This window comes from Sunxiuqinia elliptica (assembly GCF_900113005.1).
GTDB classification, from domain to species: domain Bacteria; phylum Bacteroidota; class Bacteroidia; order Bacteroidales; family Prolixibacteraceae; genus Sunxiuqinia; species Sunxiuqinia elliptica.
Map to the genome: position 1 here is coordinate 23,338 of NZ_FONW01000013.1, position 16,648 is coordinate 39,985.

The window sequence follows — 16,648 nt, forward strand, 5'->3', positions numbered from 1 at the left end:
ATGGGAGAACATGCAGCTTTTTTGTTTTTGGGGGAGGATTTTACTTTTCTCAGTTATGGGAAGGAAGTTTTAAGTTCCAACTTAAGCACGTAAAGGATAACCATAATTATGCCAAAAGAACGGCTTTTATCGCTCATTTTATGCATAGTTTATGGGTGTGATTGTTTACTCTGACAAGGTACATCCCTGGGGTTACTCCCGTAAGATCTACTTTACTTAATTGTGTGTTTGACGTGAGTTGTTTTACAACTTCTCCAGTTAGAGAATAAATAACGATGCGATTGGCAACATCAGGACTAACAACATAAACATAGCTATTTGTTGGATTAGGATAGATCCGAAGACGATCTTTCTTAGACGCAATATCATCGATGTCGGTTGTAAGTTCAAACTCTACTTTGATATTTAAATGATCTGATACTTGTTCATGAATGTAAGTATTTGAAGTATTTTCATCTGTAAGACTATTCCCATTCAGAAACCACTGCTTGACTTTATAGTTGTCATCTGGAGTTGCAGAAAACACAACTTCTTTTCCATATTGCACCTGTTCACCTGTGGTAATGTCAGTGTCATCAACGCTTGCAGTTAATGATCCGCCATTTGCATTTTCGATATCGAAGGTTACTGTATAACTTAAGAGTTCAAATTCTACTTTTACATCTAAATGACTTGATACTCCGTTATGAGTATAGGTGTTTGATGTATTTTCTGCTAAAGGCTCATCGTCTATAATCCATCGTTTGACCTTGTAATTTTCATTGGGAGTTGCAGAAAACACAACTTCTTTTCCATGCGATACTTGTTCGCCTGAGGTAATATTATTACCATCTACTGTTGCAGCTAGTGAGCCATCGTCAGTGTTTGGAGAAAAGGTTAGAAGGTAGCTTGCAAGTTCAAATTCAACATTGACTCTTACTGATCCTGACAAGTTTTCGTAGGTGTATGTATTGGAAATGTGACCGGCTAAGGCATTTCCGTTAACGATCCACCGTTTGATTTTATATCCTTCATCAGGAGTGGCTGTAAAAACAATATCTTTTTGGTATTTTACTTGGTTTCCTGAGGTAATATTATTCCCATCAACAGTAGCTGTTAATGAGCCATTCTCTCCACTTGTTGAGAACGTAACGGGAGCCGTTTTAAGCTCAAACACGACACCTAGGGTTAAATCGGCTGAAAGCTCTTGGTGTGTGTAGGTGTTAGTCGTTTTATTGACCGAGTTCCCATTGACTAGCCATCGCTTCACTTTATATCCTCTTCTTGGAGTTGCTGTGAACACAACTTCTTTTCCATGCTGCACATGGTCTCCAGGTGTAATATCAGTGCCTTCAACAACAGCAGACAACGAGCCTCTTCCTCCGCTTACAGTAAAAGCTACTTTGTAACTTTCTAATTCAAATTTTACCGCGACATTTAGGTCTGCCGATAAGTCTCCGTGGATATATGAATTTGTTGTATTATCAATCGGACTGCCGTTAATTAGCCATTGTTTGATTTTGTAACCTGTTTCAGGAGTTGCTGTAAACACAAGTTGTTTCCCGTGTTGTATTTGGTCCGCTGTGGTAATGGAGTTGTTGTCGACTTCAGCAGTTAGTGAACCATTGCCGCTTGTGACTTCAAAGTTTACAGGGTAGCTTTTCAGTTGAAATTCTACCGCGACACTTAGGTCTGCCGACAAGTCTCCGTGAGTATATAAGTTTGTTATGTTATCAATCGGACTGCCGTTAATCAGCCATTGTTTGACTTTGTAACCTGTGTTAGCAGTGGCTGTAAATGCAATTGTGCTGCCGTATTCTGCTTTGTCGCCCGAGATGATTTCTTCGTCGTTGATAAAAGCTTTTAGTGAACCATTACTTTTGCCTTGGTCGTCGATGGTTGTTGAAAAAGTGATTGGGTAGGTATACCTAAGAGCTACATAAGCTGCAGCTTTATCTTCTATTTGACTTACCTGTCTTGTCCCTCCATTTATTCTCCATTCTTTTCCGGTTAGCTCAGGTAAAGGAATTGGGGTGGTATATGAGAAAAAGGCATAAGCCCCAATATAATTAAGTTGAGAGTTTTGTTTTTCGATGGTTACAGAGCTAAAGTCATTGTATGAGAATGCTCCTTTCCCAATACTTTGGACTGAAGAGGGGATTGTTACCGAAGCAAGAGAGCTTCTGTAGAATGCAAATTCTCCAATGGATTTTACAGCTACCTCATTAATGCTTGAGGGAATCGTAATAGTATTGTTGGTTCCTAAGTATTTGATAATGGTTTTCGTTTTGGTGTCAAAACTATAGTCGGGAGCATCGGTGTTCACAGCGGTGTAGAAGGCGGTTTTATCGATTATTTCTGTTACTGCCTCTGGCTCTTTGTTTTTTCGCCAGTATTTATTGTTTATCTCAGGTAGAAGGATTGAAGAGATAGAGTTATTGTCTAAAAATGCATGATTACCAATACTGTAAAGCTGAGAGTTCTCTGTTTCAAAGCTAACCGAACTAAGGCTATTGTTTGCAAATGCTGCTTCACCAATCTCAGCAACTGAGGCAGGTATAGTAATCGATGTAAGTAAGTTTGATGTAAATGTTCTTTTTTCAATGGTTTTGAGCTGAGATCCTGGTTCAAAGCTAACCGAACTAAGGCTATTGTCTGCAAATGCTGCTTCACCAATCTCAGCAACTGAGGCAGGTATAATAATCGATGTAAGTAAGTTTGATGTAAATGTTCTTTTTTCAATGGTTTTGAGCTGAGATCCCAGTTCAAAGCTAACCGAACTAAGGCTATTATCTGCAAATGCCTCTTCTTTGATACATGTAATAGAAGAGGGGATCGTGATTGAACTAAGGGAGTTGGAAGTAAATACACCTACTTCAATTGTTGTAAGTTGAGCCCCTGGGCTAAATGTAACCGAACTAAGGTTGTTGTCGGCAAATGCTTTTCTGCTAATATTTTTAACAGAAGATGGAATGGTGATGGATTCCAGTAAATTGTCAGAGAATGCCCACTCCCCGATACTTGCGACAGAACCTGGAATTGTGATTGAAGTAAGCTCATTGCCATAGAATGCGTCAGAGCCAATTGTTTGAAGTTGAGAGCCTGTCTCAAACATTACATTACCAAGTTCATTCCAGAAGAAAGCTTCCTTGGCAATGGTTGTTACAGAGGCGGGTATCGTAACGGAAGTAAGATGGTTTTCGTAGAATGCGGATTCTCCGATAACCTCCACCGCGACCCCGTCAATGCTTGAAGGAATTGTAATCGTTTTAGAGGTTCCTACGTAGTCGATGATGGTTTTTGTTTTGGAATCAAAAGCATAGTCAGGTGCATTGGAGGAGACAGCAGTATAAAGGGCTGTTTTATCATCTATCTCGTCTATTGGAGTGGTCTCACTATTTTTTCTCCAGTATTTATTGTTTATAGGAGGTAATGGGATATTATCAAGGGGGTTGTCTTTAAATGCATCGTTATAAATACTTAGAAGTTGGGAGTTTGGTTCAAACTCGACAGACTCCAGCAAATTAAAACGAAATGCTGCCTCTGAAATGTCGGTTATCGAAGCGGGGATGCTTATTGATTTTAGCAAGTTGGAAGCAAGTGCATAAGGCCCAATTGCTGTTACAGAAGCAGGTATTTCTAGCGAGGTAATCGCGTTGTTATAGAATGTATTTATTCCAATTTCTTTAAGTCCTGATCCTGGTTCAAAATTGACTTGCGTAATTGCGTTATTTGAAAGTGCTGCATTTTCAATGCTTGTGACTGAAGCAGGAATCTTAATTGAAGTAAGGGAATTGAAAGCGAAAGCGCCAGATTCAATGCTTGTAACAGAATTAGGAATTGTAACCGAGATTAGCGATTTTCTCCGAAATGCATCTTCTCCGATAGTCTTTACCAAAACTCCGTCAATGGTGCTGGGGATGTCGATAGCGGTGGCATCTCCGATATAATCGGTTATGGTTTGTGTTTCGGGATTAAAGACATAGTCGGTTGCTTTGACGGCTTGAACTGTATATGAAGATGCTTTGTCGTTTGTTATTTGGCTGACTGGTGTATCGTCACTATCTCTCTTCCAATATCGATTTCTTATTATTGGAAGGGGAATTGTTTGAAGGTTACTATTGTCGGCAAAAGCATAGCCTGCAATACTCCGGATTGAAGCAGGAATGACGGTATAGCGAAGTGACTTGTTTTGGAATGCTCCTTCCCCGATGTTTTTTACGGTATCGCCTTCAAGGATTATGGGAATCGCAATTTGCGTAGCACTTCCGTTGTAGTCAGTAATTGTTTTTGTTTCTGAGTCAAAAACATAGCCCTCGTTCCCAGTGTAAATAGCCATGTATGCAGGCGATTTATTCTCTATTTGATTTAATGGATTGTTATAGCTACCATCATTCATTACCCAGTATTTGTCTTGGTTGATAGGCAGAGGAATTGCCTCGAGCCCATCGTTTTCGGAAAAGGCTTCATCTCCGATATAGTGAAGTTGTGAATTCTCCGTTTCAAAATTGACAGACGTAAGTTGATTGCGTTTGAATGCGAACTCTCCAATAGTTGTAACTGAAGCGGGGATGGTCACTGATTTAAGTGAGTTGCTCCAGAACGCCATTGCTCCAATGTTTTTGAGTCGTGAGCCCGGTTCGAAAATTACCGAGGCGATGGAGTGATTCCATCGGAATGCATTCCATTCGATGTTTGTGACCGAAGCCGGAATAGTAACTGAAGTAAGGGATTTGTAAAAGAAAGCTCCTACTCCAATGATTTCTACTGAAATATTATTGATGCTAGCGGGAATAGCAATGTCAGTTTCACTCCCAAAATAATCAATAATCGTTTTTGTATTCGGATTAAAAGGATAGTCAGGAGCGTCAGAGTAAACAATTGCATATGGCAATTCTTTATTTGTTATTTCGGTTACTGGTTGATTTGTTGCACTATTTCGCCAGTATTTTCCGAGTTCATTTATTTCTGGAAGAGAAATATTACTAAGGTCATCGTTGCCAAAAAAGGCATGAATCCCAATATAGAAGAGTTGTGAACCTTCCGTTTCAAAGGTGACTGAAGTAAGGGAGTTATTCTTGAATGCCATCATCTCTATTGTTGTGACCGAAGCAGGGATTGATACGGCAGTCAATGACTTTTCCGAAAATGCATCATGCCCGATAGTCTTTACCACTGTGCCTCCAATGGATTCGGGGATGTTAATATTTGTGGCATTCCCAGTGTAAGCAGTAATGGTGTTTCCATCCATTTCTACATCGTTGAATGTAAGGGTGTATTGGGCCCTTGCTGTGACGCTGAAAGTTAGTGCTATTAGCAGTGTTGTGATAAAACGTTTCATTAATTTGTTGTTCTTTTGGTTTTTCTTAGTGAGTCTTGGAAGGTATTTTTTATTCTCATCATTTGTAACTCATTATGAGTCGTTACGATTTACTTATCCTTTTTTAGGGGATCTGTATTACTGAGCATAATGGTAACATTTTTATTGGGAGAGTACAATCACTGAATTCAGTGATTTTTCAAGCTGGAAGTTTTGAAAGAAACTGGTTTTTATTATGCATATAAAGATGTGACAGATCGAACAGGACGATTGAGTCTCGGTTGTTTTAAATCCCCAGATTTCCATTGATTGACTTTCTAAACTGTATTCAGTTATCCTCAATCAGCCTGATAAAAACTTGAAAATTTCTGCTTTTTGAATAAAAAACCGGAGCGACTATAGGCGTTGAGTAACGGAAATTGGAGGCCTCAAAAGTACCCGGGATCTTTATTTTGTATATTTTTGCAACACTGTACATAAACAGGAACTATTCTGTAGGTGCAATTTGTATACAAATACAATCTTATGTTCGACTTAGAGTTGGAGGCTAATATTGAAAGTCTGGAGAAGAGCCAGACGGAAGCTGAGTTTATTGTAAAAAAAACGGGAGAGTTAATCGCATTCAATCAGCGAGCGGTTGATCTTTTTGGCTATTCCTGTAAGGCTGACATGGAAAAGCTACACCTGAAAGATCTCGTCCCTGATGATTTTGCAGGGCTTCTCCCAGGTGAGATAAGTATTGAACACCTGACAAAAGGCGAGTTTTTGCCGCGCGTGAATAAACGAAAGAATGGTAGCGTTTTTTCTAGTTTTGTGAAAACCTGGCCAATTATTATCGGAAACGAAAGCTATGTGCGAACGACAGTTAAAGAACGATTTGTTAGCCAGGATATTAAGCACTTGATGTTGGAGCAAAATATGGACGTGCTTAAATGTGAACTAGTTCGAGAGCGAAATAGAAACTTTGGGGTGTTGTTGGGAGCTAGTCAGCAGCGTATCAATCAAGAACTCTGTCAAATTCTTAGGGAATTGTATCCGAACTTGAACCATAAAGATATGGAGTTAGCCAGTCTGATTTCTTTCAATTTTGAAACGAAAGCAATTGCCTCCATTCAAAACATCTGTCTGAATTCGGTTTATGTAGCACGTAAACGTCTGCGTAAAAAACTGAATCTGGACAAAACACAAAGCTTGGAAAATTACCTTAAACAGCTTCTCGATAGACCGATGGAAGCCTAGGTTTACCGGAAGTCAGTTATAACAAATTGAAACGAAAAAGCTGCATGGTTCCATGCAGCTTTTTCGTTGTATTGTAGCTTATTTATTAGCCTTCAAAACTATTTACCCCAGCTGTTTCAGCTTGGCGGTCTACTTTTTTAATTAATCCTTGAAGGACTTTACCTGGACCAATTTCAGTAAATGAAGTAGCTCCACCGGCCAGCATGTTTTGCACGGTTTGTGTCCATTTTACCGGAGCAGTCAATTGGGCAATCAAGTTTTCCTGAATGGTTTCCGGATCGCTCACTGGCTGTGCATTTACGTTTTGATAAACCGGACATGCAGGCTGATTGAAGTTGGTTGCCTTAATTGCAGCAGCAAGTTCTTCTCGGGCTGGTTCCATCAGAGGGGAGTGGAAAGCTCCGCCAACAGGAAGTTTCAATGCACGTTTAGCTCCTTTTTCGGTCAGCAACTCGCAAGCTTTGTCAATTCCGGCAATAGAGCCTGAAATTACCAGCTGTCCCGGGCAGTTGTAGTTGGCAGCAACAACTACTTCGTCGATTGCGTTACATACTTCTTCCACAATTGCATCTTCCAAGCCAACAATAGCAGCCATGGTCGAAGGTTCCACTTCGCAAGCTTTTTGCATTGCCATAGCTCGCTGAGAAACCAGTTTTAAACCATCCTCAAAATTGAGAGTTCCATTGGCAACCAGAGCCGAAAATTCGCCCAAAGAATGACCTGCCACCATGTCTGGTTTGAAATCATCCAAAGTCTTGGCCAAAATAACCGAGTGCAAGAAAATTGCAGGTTGGGTAACTTTGGTTTGTTTTAAATCATCAGCAGTTCCTTCAAACATGATATCAGTAATGCTGAATCCAAGAATCTCGTTGGCTTTATCAAATAGTTCTTTGGCAAGTGGAGAGTTTTCGTAAAGGTCTTTTCCCATTCCTGGAAACTGAGCACCTTGCCCTGGAAATACATATGCCTTCATACTTATAACTTTATGGTTAAAATCGCGGCAAAGTTAAAATGATTTTTGTGCCATGAAACAGAAAATGAAACCTATCCCATGTTTTTCTTTCGTTTTTTAACACTTTCTGTCGACTATTGAAATTGAATGTTCAATAGTTTTCTTACTAGCGAAAGAAGTTTGCTTCATAGGTGGCCACATTACCCTTATTGTCAGTAACCTCCAGTTTTAGTTGATGTTTTTTATTGAGTTGAAGTCGTTTTGAGTCAATGTGGTAGGTGATGAGCGCATTCTTTGCATCATACTCAAATAAAACCCATTGGCCATCAATTTCTCCCCTGTAATCAGCAATTCCAGAAAACTCATCTCTGATCTTGAAGCGAATTCGGTTTTTCTCAGTTAAACGACTGTGGGCTGCGATGCTAAGTGGGCGAATCGTTGGTGCAATGGTATCAACACTGATGGCAAAGGTGCCTAATTGCCGAACCGAAGCTGTTACCCAGCCATTCTTGTACTTTCCTCCCAAAGACCATTTTTTTCCACTCTTATCGCTAATTGCAGCAATTAATGCTTTATCCTCAAGTGAATCAGGAACCAGATCGGCTTTAAGTTTTAACTGATAAGATTGGTGTACAGGCGTGCGATCGTCGTGGAGTTTGAAAAGTGGAGAATAGTAGAGATTATTGGCAGGCTTAGCGTCATAGTCCAAGTGAAAATCGGAATAGAAGGTTCCAGATGGGAAATCGGCATTGAGTTGATCGGTCTCAATACGCTCTTCTTGATTGTACCTGATCAGTTTGCCAGCCAAAGTTGGTTCCGAAAGCTGCATCAGTTTTGATTGAACGCGGAAGCTTAGCACACTGGTGTTGCCATAAACATCTTGTATCTCGTAGCGGATTTGGTGTTGTTTGCCATCCGATAAATCAACAATTCCACGATTGACTAGCTGGTGGTAGTTGCTGAGCTTGTTGCCCGGATCAACCCAACTTTTATGCACCCGGCGATAGTTTTTGCGATATTCTGAATAGTCGATGTGGCTGTTCAAATAGCGTGTTTCGCTGAAATTGAGGCGATCCATCAAAAAGGTATAAACAAGTTGATCATCAACCTTTAGCTTTATTTCAAAAACGCCGCATTTATTCCAGCTTCCATCAAGGTAATCAAGAGCTTGAATGCCAAAACCAATTTGCCCATAAACTGGAATTACCGGGTTTCCTTTCAGATGATAAGCACCGTTATAAAACACGGTTTCAATGAGTTTCCCTTTGCGTTGACCGTTTACGTGTGATTCATTGCCTAGAGGAGCAATAAAGGCCGATAATATTTTGGGTTTCATATCATCCTTTACCGGGAACCCAAATTGCAAGGGGTTGAGTGGTTCCTGTTTGTGCGTATCCCGTATTTCAAAATGCAGGTGTGGTCCTCCAGAGCTTCCACTGTTTCCGCTGAGAGCAATGAGTTCTCCCTTTTTTACCGGGAAGGTTCCTTCTGGGATTTGCAAATCAATACTGAAAGATTCTTTTGCATATTGCTTTTCTTTGATATATTTTTCAATGTCCTCGCGAAAGCTTAAAAGGTGCCCGTAAACCGTTGATTGCCCATTCGGATGATCGATGTAAATGGCTAAGCCAAAGCCATAAGGCGAAACCCTAAGCCGGCTAATATCTCCTTCGGCAGCAGCATAAACAGGTAAGCCCGTTTTGCCTTGTGTTTTTATATCAATTCCAGAGTGAAAGTGATTGGATCTTAGTTCACCAAAGTTGCCAGATAATAGAATTGGAATGTCAACTGGTGAACGAAAGTATTCGCGATCAGGACTTTGGGCATTGGCCAATAAGCTGAATAGTAAAATATAGCTAAGCAAACGAAATTTCATGAGTGAAAAAACAATTAAGGGTTTTGTGATTAAACCCGCCATTTGATGAATTGTTGTATGGCAGGTTACATTAAGCAAAATAAAACTATCTTCGTATTAACAATTGGGCAAAAATATTAATTTTGTCGAAGAAAGTTTGCTAGAATGACCGAGCAAGATCACGATCTGATTAACGAATTTAAGAAGCGAATCAAGCTGCTGATCGCAAAGCAAGATGGCTTAAAGCAAGAAAACCAGAGGCTTGTGCAACAAATCAGCGAATTACAAGGCAAGTTAAATACGGTTCGGGATGAAAATGAGGAGCTGGTCAAAAAGTATTCGGATCTGAAGATGGCAAAAGTGTTTTCTGCTTCTGATGATGAGAAGCAGGAAGCCAAGCAGACAATAAATAAAATAGTGCGGGAAATTGATAAATGTATTGCTCAACTAAATGTGTAGTCAATACAATTCGAGATGACAGATAAGCTTTCAATAAATATCAATATAGATGGGCGAATATACCCATTGACAATTGTTCGGGAGGAGGAGGAGAAGTACAGGAAAGCTGCGAAAATTTTAAATGATATTATTCTTCAGTACAGAAAAAAATATGCCAATCACGATTCGAAGGATTTTCTATCAATGACAGCTTTTCAGTTTGTATTGAAGAATTTGGAGATGGAAGAAAAGGCAGATGATTCTCCCTTTATTGAAGAAATTAAAAAACTTAACGAGGAGTTAGGTGACTATTTGTCGATTGATTAGAATAAATAAGAATAAGAGCAAGAAAAGCCCGCTTTTTATTCATTCCCAAAACAATTATCTTGGGGATGAGTTAATAAGCAGGCTTTTTTTTAATATAAATGTTAAAGTAATACTTATTTGAATATGGAAATTATATACGCTATTTCTGGCTTTTTGCTTGGGGGGACGCTTTCTTATTTCTTGTGGGATAAGGCCCTGAAAGGTAAAAAGCGGAAAATCATAAAGGAGGCAGATGCTGAAGGTGATGTGATAAAGAAAGATAAGATACTTCAAGCTAAAGAGAAGTTCTTACAGTTAAAAACCGAGCACGAAAAGTTCATAAACGACAAAAACAATAAAATAGGTTCGATTGAGAATAAGCTCAAACAAAAAGAAAGTGCCTTTTTGCAGCGCCGTGACGAACTGCAACGTAAAGTCAAAGAATTTGAACTGACTAAAAAGGACGTTGAAGCGATCCGCGAAAATTTAACCAACCAGTTGAACATGGTTGAACAAAAAGAAGATGAGCTGGAAAAAATGCACAGACAACAGGTTGAACAGCTAGAAGCTATTTCTGGCTTGTCGGCTGAGGATGCAAAAAACCAGTTGGTAGAATCGTTGAAAGGAGAAGCCCAAACCGAAGCCATGTCTTACATCAACGAGATTATGGAAGAGGCTAAGCTGACGGCGAATAAAGAAGCTAAAAAAGTAGTGGTGAAAACCATTCAGCGGGTGGCTACAGAAACCGCAATTGAAAATGCAGTAACCATTTTCCACATCGAAAGTGATGAGATAAAAGGACGGATTATTGGTCGTGAAGGACGTAATATTCGCGCACTGGAAGCAGCAACCGGTGTTGAAATCATCGTTGATGATACTCCTGAAGCAATCGTGCTTTCCGGATTTGACCCTGTTCGACGCGAAATTGCGCGCTTGGCGTTGCACCAGCTGGTAACTGATGGCCGGATCCACCCTGCTCGTATCGAAGAAGTTGTTTCGAAAGTGAAAAAGCAGGTTGAAGAAGAAATTATTGAAACCGGTAAGCGGACTGCCATTGACCTCGGAGTACATGGGTTGCATCCTGAGTTGATTCGGATGATTGGTAAAATGAAATACCGTTCGTCTTACGGACAAAACTTGCTACAGCACTCACGTGAGGTTGCTAACTTGTGTGCGATTATGGCATCTGAGTTGGGTTTGAACCCTAAATGGGCAAAACGGGCCGGATTGTTGCACGATATTGGTAAAGTGCCTGATGATGAACCAGAATTGCCACACGCAGTATTGGGAATGAAATTGGCCGAGAAATACAAAGAAAAGCCAGATATTTGCAATGCGATTGGAGCTCACCACGATGAAGTTGAAATGCAGTCGTTGTTAGCACCTATTGTTCAGGTTTGTGATGCGATCTCAGGAGCTCGCCCTGGAGCCCGTCGCGAGGTCGTTGAATCTTACATCAAGCGTTTGAAAGCATTGGAAGATTTAGCCCTTTCTTACCCAGGTGTATTGAAAACTTATGCTATTCAGGCCGGACGCGAGTTGCGTGTGATTGTTGGTAGTGATAAGATTTCAGACAAGGAGTCAGAACAACTGTCATACGATATTGCAAAACATATTCAGGATGAGATGACTTATCCGGGACAGATTAAGATTACGGTAATTCGTGAGTTACGTGCAGTGAATTACGCTAAGTAAGTTTGTTTACGCACGTTTAAACGACATAATTTTTAAAAGAGATGTATCTGCAAGATGCATCTCTTTTTTTATGCTCTAAGGTGGAGGGGGAAAGGTTGCTTTAATGCTAGCCTTGGAGGATTGATTCTGGCAAAAATGAGTATGCAGAATGAGTGGAGCTGCCTTCAAATCTATTGTTTTCTTTCTGTATTTTCTCTTTCTAAGCTGATCAAAATAAGGAGGAGGCTTTCTATTTGGAACAAAAAAAGCTGACCGAAGCCAGCTTTCTAGAGTATGTTTGTGTTGTTATAATTCAACCTTTAGAATGGTGTCCACCTCCTGTCGTTTGTCGTAAGGCAGATGAATCAAAGTTCCAAATTCAGTGTTCTTGTATTTTGCTTTTGTGCCATCATCAAAAAACGTAATTGATTTAATTTTCTGCTCAAGCTTTGGAAGTAAAAGATTGTCTTCAGCTAACTGAAGAACGTGTACATAAACCGTTTTGCCTTTCTGAGTTGTAGCCCCCCAATGCAACGGTTTGATCGGCCCTTTACGGGTACCATAAATTGATTCTCCGTATTTGTCCAACCATCTTCCCATAACCATTAAGGTATCTACATTCTCCGGCTGAATTTCGCCATTAGGCATTGGGCCGGTGTTTAAAAGGAAGTTTGCGCCATAACCAGCGGCTTTAACCATGGTTTGGAGCAGGCGTTTGGTAGACTTGTAGTTATGATCTTTAAGATTAAAGCCCCAGCTACCATTCATGGTTTCGCACATTTCCAATGGAAGTTCAGAGATTGTTCCGGTTTGATTAAAGCCCATGGTATTTTCACCAGGAAGATCACGCTCAAACATCTGGAAATCTTCGCCAGGGAATGGTGCTTTGTGGTGATTACTACCAACTAGAGCTCCTGGTTGAAGTTTGTGAATTAAAGAATAGGTTTCGTCCAAACGCCAGTTGGCATCAATTTGATCCCACATGCCATCGAACCAAATACCTCCAACTTCACCGTAGTTGGTTAAAAGTTCAGTAAGTTGTGCGTTCATGTAGTCAATGTATTTGTCCCAATCTCCATGCTGAGGACGACCTGTATAGCCCTGTCCTGTTCTTCCTCGAGGATAATAATCCGGATGATGCCAGTCAAGCTGCGAATAGTAGAAGAATAGTTTGATACCTTCTTTATCGCAGGCCTCTTTGAGTTGTTGGAGTATATCCTTGCCATATGGTGTACGATCTACAATGTTGTAATCGCTTACTTTTGAGTCATACATGGCAAATCCATCATGATGCTTGCTGGTGATTGTAATGTATTTCATCCCGGCTTTTTTGACCGTGGCAACCCACTTGTTCGGATCGAATTTGGTTGGATTGAAAAATGACGGGAGTTTTTCGTATTGCTCAATCGGAATCCGTTTTTGGTTCATAATCCATTCGGCAATTCCTTGATCGCCTCCTCCGGCCATCACAGAGTAGACCCCCCAATGTATGAAGAGGCCGAACTTGGCATCTTGAAACCATTCCCTGTTTTTCAGGTTTTCATCGGAAGGGGTGTAACTTTCTTGCGAATGTCCAATCATTGTTAAAAATGCAAACAAGAGTAAAATGCTTATTTTTTTCATTTTTAGTAAGTTTAGATTTACTGTGCTGTGTTGTGCTGATAAATTTATAAGAAAGAATTGATAAAGCCTTAGTGAATGTTATAAAATATCTTTTTGTTGGCAAAGGGCTTTTGGGGAGAGATATAAAAGGTAATTTTATGGGAATCAGTCTGGAATAGACTTTCATAAACCAAAAGGATAAACAGCAACAAAGGCGGAATTTTAGATTTCCGCCTTTGTGATATTAGTTCGATTGAATGATTAGTCTTGCTTCTTCGGACTTAGTCCATGGTACCGATTCATTTTTACGAATATGTGCCTGAAGTAATTGGTAGAGACGTTGGTAGTGCTCTGAACTTTTTCTCAAAGGGATCTGTTCGTAGGAGTCGGTGGTAAGATTGTATAAACGCAAATCTTCATGTGGGTTGTTTTGCATGAGTTTGTAGGCACCTTGTCTTACCGCGTAGCTTGCTTTTCCTTCAAATACCCCACCTTGTCGACAGACCCAAAATAGTGTTCTTTCTTTTTGTAAAGGGAGTCCTTTTAGAATGCAGGAGGTCAAGCTACTTCCGTCTAAATTGTTGGTTGGCTTCAATTCACACATTTCGCAAATCGTTGGAAAGAGGTCCATTGTTATGCCAACTTGGTGACAAATGCTTTGTCGTTTTATTTTATCTCTCCAGAAAATGCAGGTTGGCACCCGGATTCCTCCTTCGTATAAATCTTGCTTTCCACCTCTGAGTTTTCCATTTGAACTTCCGGTTGCCAAAAGTCCACTGTTTTCAGAACTAAAAATAATAATGGTGTTTTTCAGTTGATTGGTGTTGTTCAAAGTCTCTAAAATACGTCCAATGCCATCGTCCATGTGCTCAATGGCGGCAATGTTTTTGGTTCGATTTCTGCTTAAATGCGGATGATCTTTTTGTACTGATTCAACCCATTCTTCTTTTGGGGAAGGAAATTCTCCGGGAGCATTATAGGCCAGAAATAGAAAAAATGGTTTTTCTGCCTCGGCTTCACGATTAATGAAGTCAATCGACCAATTAGAAAAAAGGTCAGTTGTGTGTCCCGAAGGGTTTATCGAGTTCTCATTAAAACGCATGCTGCCGTTGTTCTGGCTTAGAGGTCTATCTGCATCGAATTGATCGCCTAAAAAACCCATGAAAAGATCAAAGCCTTGCTCGTTGGGTAGGTTTGGAGATTCAAAACCCAAGTTCCACTTTCCGATTAAAGCGGTTGTGTAGCCCGATTGTTGCAGGTAACCCGAAAGGGTGGTGTCAGCTCTGAAGTAGCCCCAATTATTGGAGAGATCTTTTCGGATAACCCCCGGTACTCCTACCAGCCCGGGATACTTTCCAGTAAGAAAAGAAGCCTGAATTGGAGAACCAACGCTAGAGCTGGTATAAAACTCAGTCATCATGACTCCTTTGGCAAAGAGATCATCGATATGTGGAGTTTGAACATCGCGACCTCCGGTTATGGAGATATCTCCATAACCCAAATCGTCAGCCATAATGACCAGAATATTGGGTTTTTTAACGTTTTTATTGGTAGCAGAATAAGCGGAGAGCGGATTAAGCATGCATGCTCCCGAAATCCCAATTAATAGAATAATGGCGACATAATGTTTCATGGCTTCGCTAGCGTAAAAATGGCTAAAAGAATTGTCACTAAAGTTATTAAATCTTAAGAAGCTTTGTAGGCTTTTTACATCATATTATTCTTAAAAAAGATTAAATGGCGAATTCGCCCTGTAAGTGGATTATGATGATCGGTAAATGGGGAGAAGAGTGTGCTGGAAAGTAAGCTTAAGAATGGGGTATTTTGTGGTTTTTTTGGGATCAGAAAATTATTTGTTTAAAAAAAATACTAAAATATTAAACAAACTTATTTTTTACTTGTTGGTTTAGTTTGAAAACAATTGAAAGGAAAAGACAATGAAAGTAAACGGCTTTGTAAAAACAAATCGACCAACAACTGCGAAGAACAGCCGTGTAAATGGCCATCTGGTTCAGAATAGAGTGGATAACGATTTGATTGGAGATAATCATATTGCCACTTCAATTGATACTCCCATGCGTTCGGACGCATTTAAATTGACCGATAATGAGAAAATGGAAATCATTGAAGATAAGTTCCGTGAAATTATGGATACCCTCGGGCTTGATTTGAATGATGATAGTTTGAGTGGAACTCCGCATCGTGTGGCAAAAATGTTTGTTCAGGAGATTTTCAATGGCTTAAATCCAGCAAATAAACCCAAGATTTCGGTCTTTGAGAATAAGTTTAAGTATGGCGAAATGTTAGTGGAGAAGAACATTAACCTGAACTCAACTTGTGAGCATCACTTTTTACCAATTGTTGGAAAGGCTCACGTTGCCTACGTGTCAAGTGGTCAGGTGATTGGTTTGTCTAAGATTAATCGTATTGTTGACTATTACGCTCGCCGCCCGCAGGTTCAAGAACGGTTGACAGTTCAGGTAGCTAATGAGTTGAAAAAAATTCTGAAAACAGAGGATGTTGCTGTTGTTATCGATGCAAAACACATGTGTGTGTCATCCCGAGGGATTGAAGATGAAAGCAGTTCAACGGTTACTGCAGAATATGGAGGTATATTCAAGGACAAAGAACGAAAAGAAGAATTTTTAAAATATGTGACGTTGGGAAGTTGATTATTTGGGAATTATTGATTGTAAGGACCTCTAGCTGAAAGCAGAGGTCTTTTTGTTTTTGTAAGGCAAAGCTTGAAGCAACTTTTTGGAATAATTCTTGTCTATTAAATAGGAAACAAGAAGAAGCATGAAGCAATTTTTACTTATTACCATATTTCTATTCATTTTCAGCCTAAATGGCAAGTCTGCTGTTCAGGAGGTTTCTCAATTAGATAAAATGTCTTATCGAATTGAGAAAATTTATCCCAATCCGGCCAAGAATCGGCTGGTGGTTGATCTCTTCTCTGAGGAATATTTACTCGTACAATTTGAACTCATTGATATTTTGGGAAACAAAGTAAAGCAATGGAAGAAGGTGGAGGTTGCTCCCGGACTTCAGAAGTTGAGTTTTAACTTGGAAGAATTTTCTGCAGGTATTTACTTGTTGAAAGCACAAGCAGGTCGTGAAGTTGTTGTAGAGCGAATCCGAAAGCTTTAGGCAGGACGCATCATTTTTTTTGTTGGAGATTTCTATTTAGTGGGAGTTGAGATTATTTCCACTAGGATTGTCATATCCTGTATTCAAATAGGTCTGTCTTTTATTACAAGTATAGCTGCTTTAAAATTAGCTT

The 16,648-nt window shown here is 39.9% G+C and carries 11 protein-coding genes; 6 read left to right on the plus strand and 5 right to left on the minus strand.

Features of this window, described 5'->3' with window-relative positions; translation table 11 throughout:
* Positions 1-133: 133 nt before the first annotated feature.
* Complete coding sequence (locus BM156_RS17885) at positions 134-5,320, minus strand: leucine-rich repeat protein (RefSeq protein WP_093921276.1); 5,187 nt, start codon at positions 5,318-5,320, stop codon at positions 134-136.
* A gap of 504 nt (positions 5,321-5,824) precedes the next feature.
* Between BM156_RS17885 and BM156_RS17890 the strand changes: the two genes are divergently transcribed.
* A complete protein-coding gene (locus BM156_RS17890) occupies positions 5,825-6,538 on the plus strand; it encodes a helix-turn-helix transcriptional regulator (protein ID WP_093921277.1) in 714 nt (237 codons plus the stop codon).
* Positions 6,539-6,623: 85 nt separating this feature from the next.
* On the opposite strand, the gene fabD is transcribed toward BM156_RS17890, so the two are convergent.
* Both fabD and BM156_RS17900 read right to left on the minus strand, forming a co-directional pair.
* Positions 6,624-7,511, minus strand: coding sequence for an ACP S-malonyltransferase (gene fabD, locus BM156_RS17895; protein ID WP_093921278.1), 888 nt, complete (start codon positions 7,509-7,511; stop codon positions 6,624-6,626).
* Positions 7,512-7,656: 145 nt separating this feature from the next.
* Complete coding sequence (locus BM156_RS17900; RefSeq protein ID WP_170847006.1) at positions 7,657-9,366, minus strand: M23 family metallopeptidase; 1,710 nt, start codon at positions 9,364-9,366, stop codon at positions 7,657-7,659.
* A 144-nt stretch (positions 9,367-9,510) separates the two neighbouring features.
* Here BM156_RS17900 and BM156_RS17905 point away from each other — a divergent pair, with 144 nt between their 5' ends.
* From BM156_RS17905 to rny, 3 genes are all read left to right on the plus strand, one after another.
* A complete protein-coding gene (locus BM156_RS17905) occupies positions 9,511-9,804 on the plus strand; it encodes a hypothetical protein (RefSeq protein ID WP_093921280.1) in 294 nt (97 codons plus the stop codon).
* Positions 9,805-9,819: 15 nt separating this feature from the next.
* Positions 9,820-10,110 carry a cell division protein ZapA gene (locus tag BM156_RS17910; RefSeq protein ID WP_093921281.1) on the plus strand — a complete coding sequence of 97 codons (291 nt, stop codon included), beginning with the start codon at positions 9,820-9,822 and terminating at the stop codon, positions 10,108-10,110.
* A gap of 123 nt (positions 10,111-10,233) precedes the next feature.
* Positions 10,234-11,784, plus strand: a complete 1,551-nt coding sequence (gene rny, locus BM156_RS17915) for a ribonuclease Y (RefSeq protein ID WP_170847007.1) — start codon at positions 10,234-10,236, stop codon at positions 11,782-11,784.
* Between the two features lie 285 nt (positions 11,785-12,069).
* On the opposite strand, the gene BM156_RS17925 is transcribed toward rny, so the two are convergent.
* Positions 12,070-13,386 carry an alpha-L-fucosidase gene (locus tag BM156_RS17925; RefSeq protein WP_093921284.1) on the minus strand — a complete coding sequence of 439 codons (1,317 nt, stop codon included), beginning with the start codon at positions 13,384-13,386 and terminating at the stop codon, positions 12,070-12,072.
* 223 nt (positions 13,387-13,609) lie between these two features.
* Positions 13,610-14,998, minus strand: a complete 1,389-nt coding sequence (locus tag BM156_RS17930; protein WP_093921285.1) for a sulfatase family protein — start codon at positions 14,996-14,998, stop codon at positions 13,610-13,612.
* A 304-nt stretch (positions 14,999-15,302) separates the two neighbouring features.
* On the opposite strand from BM156_RS17930, the gene folE reads away from it, so the two are divergent.
* Positions 15,303-16,037: a GTP cyclohydrolase I FolE gene (gene folE, locus BM156_RS17935; protein WP_093921286.1), complete on the plus strand. Its 735-nt coding sequence runs from the start codon at positions 15,303-15,305 to the stop codon at positions 16,035-16,037.
* Between the two features lie 127 nt (positions 16,038-16,164).
* On the plus strand, positions 16,165-16,515 hold the full coding sequence (locus BM156_RS17940) for a T9SS type A sorting domain-containing protein (RefSeq protein WP_093921287.1): 351 nt from the start codon (positions 16,165-16,167) through the stop codon (positions 16,513-16,515).
* Positions 16,516-16,648: the final 133 nt, after the last annotated feature.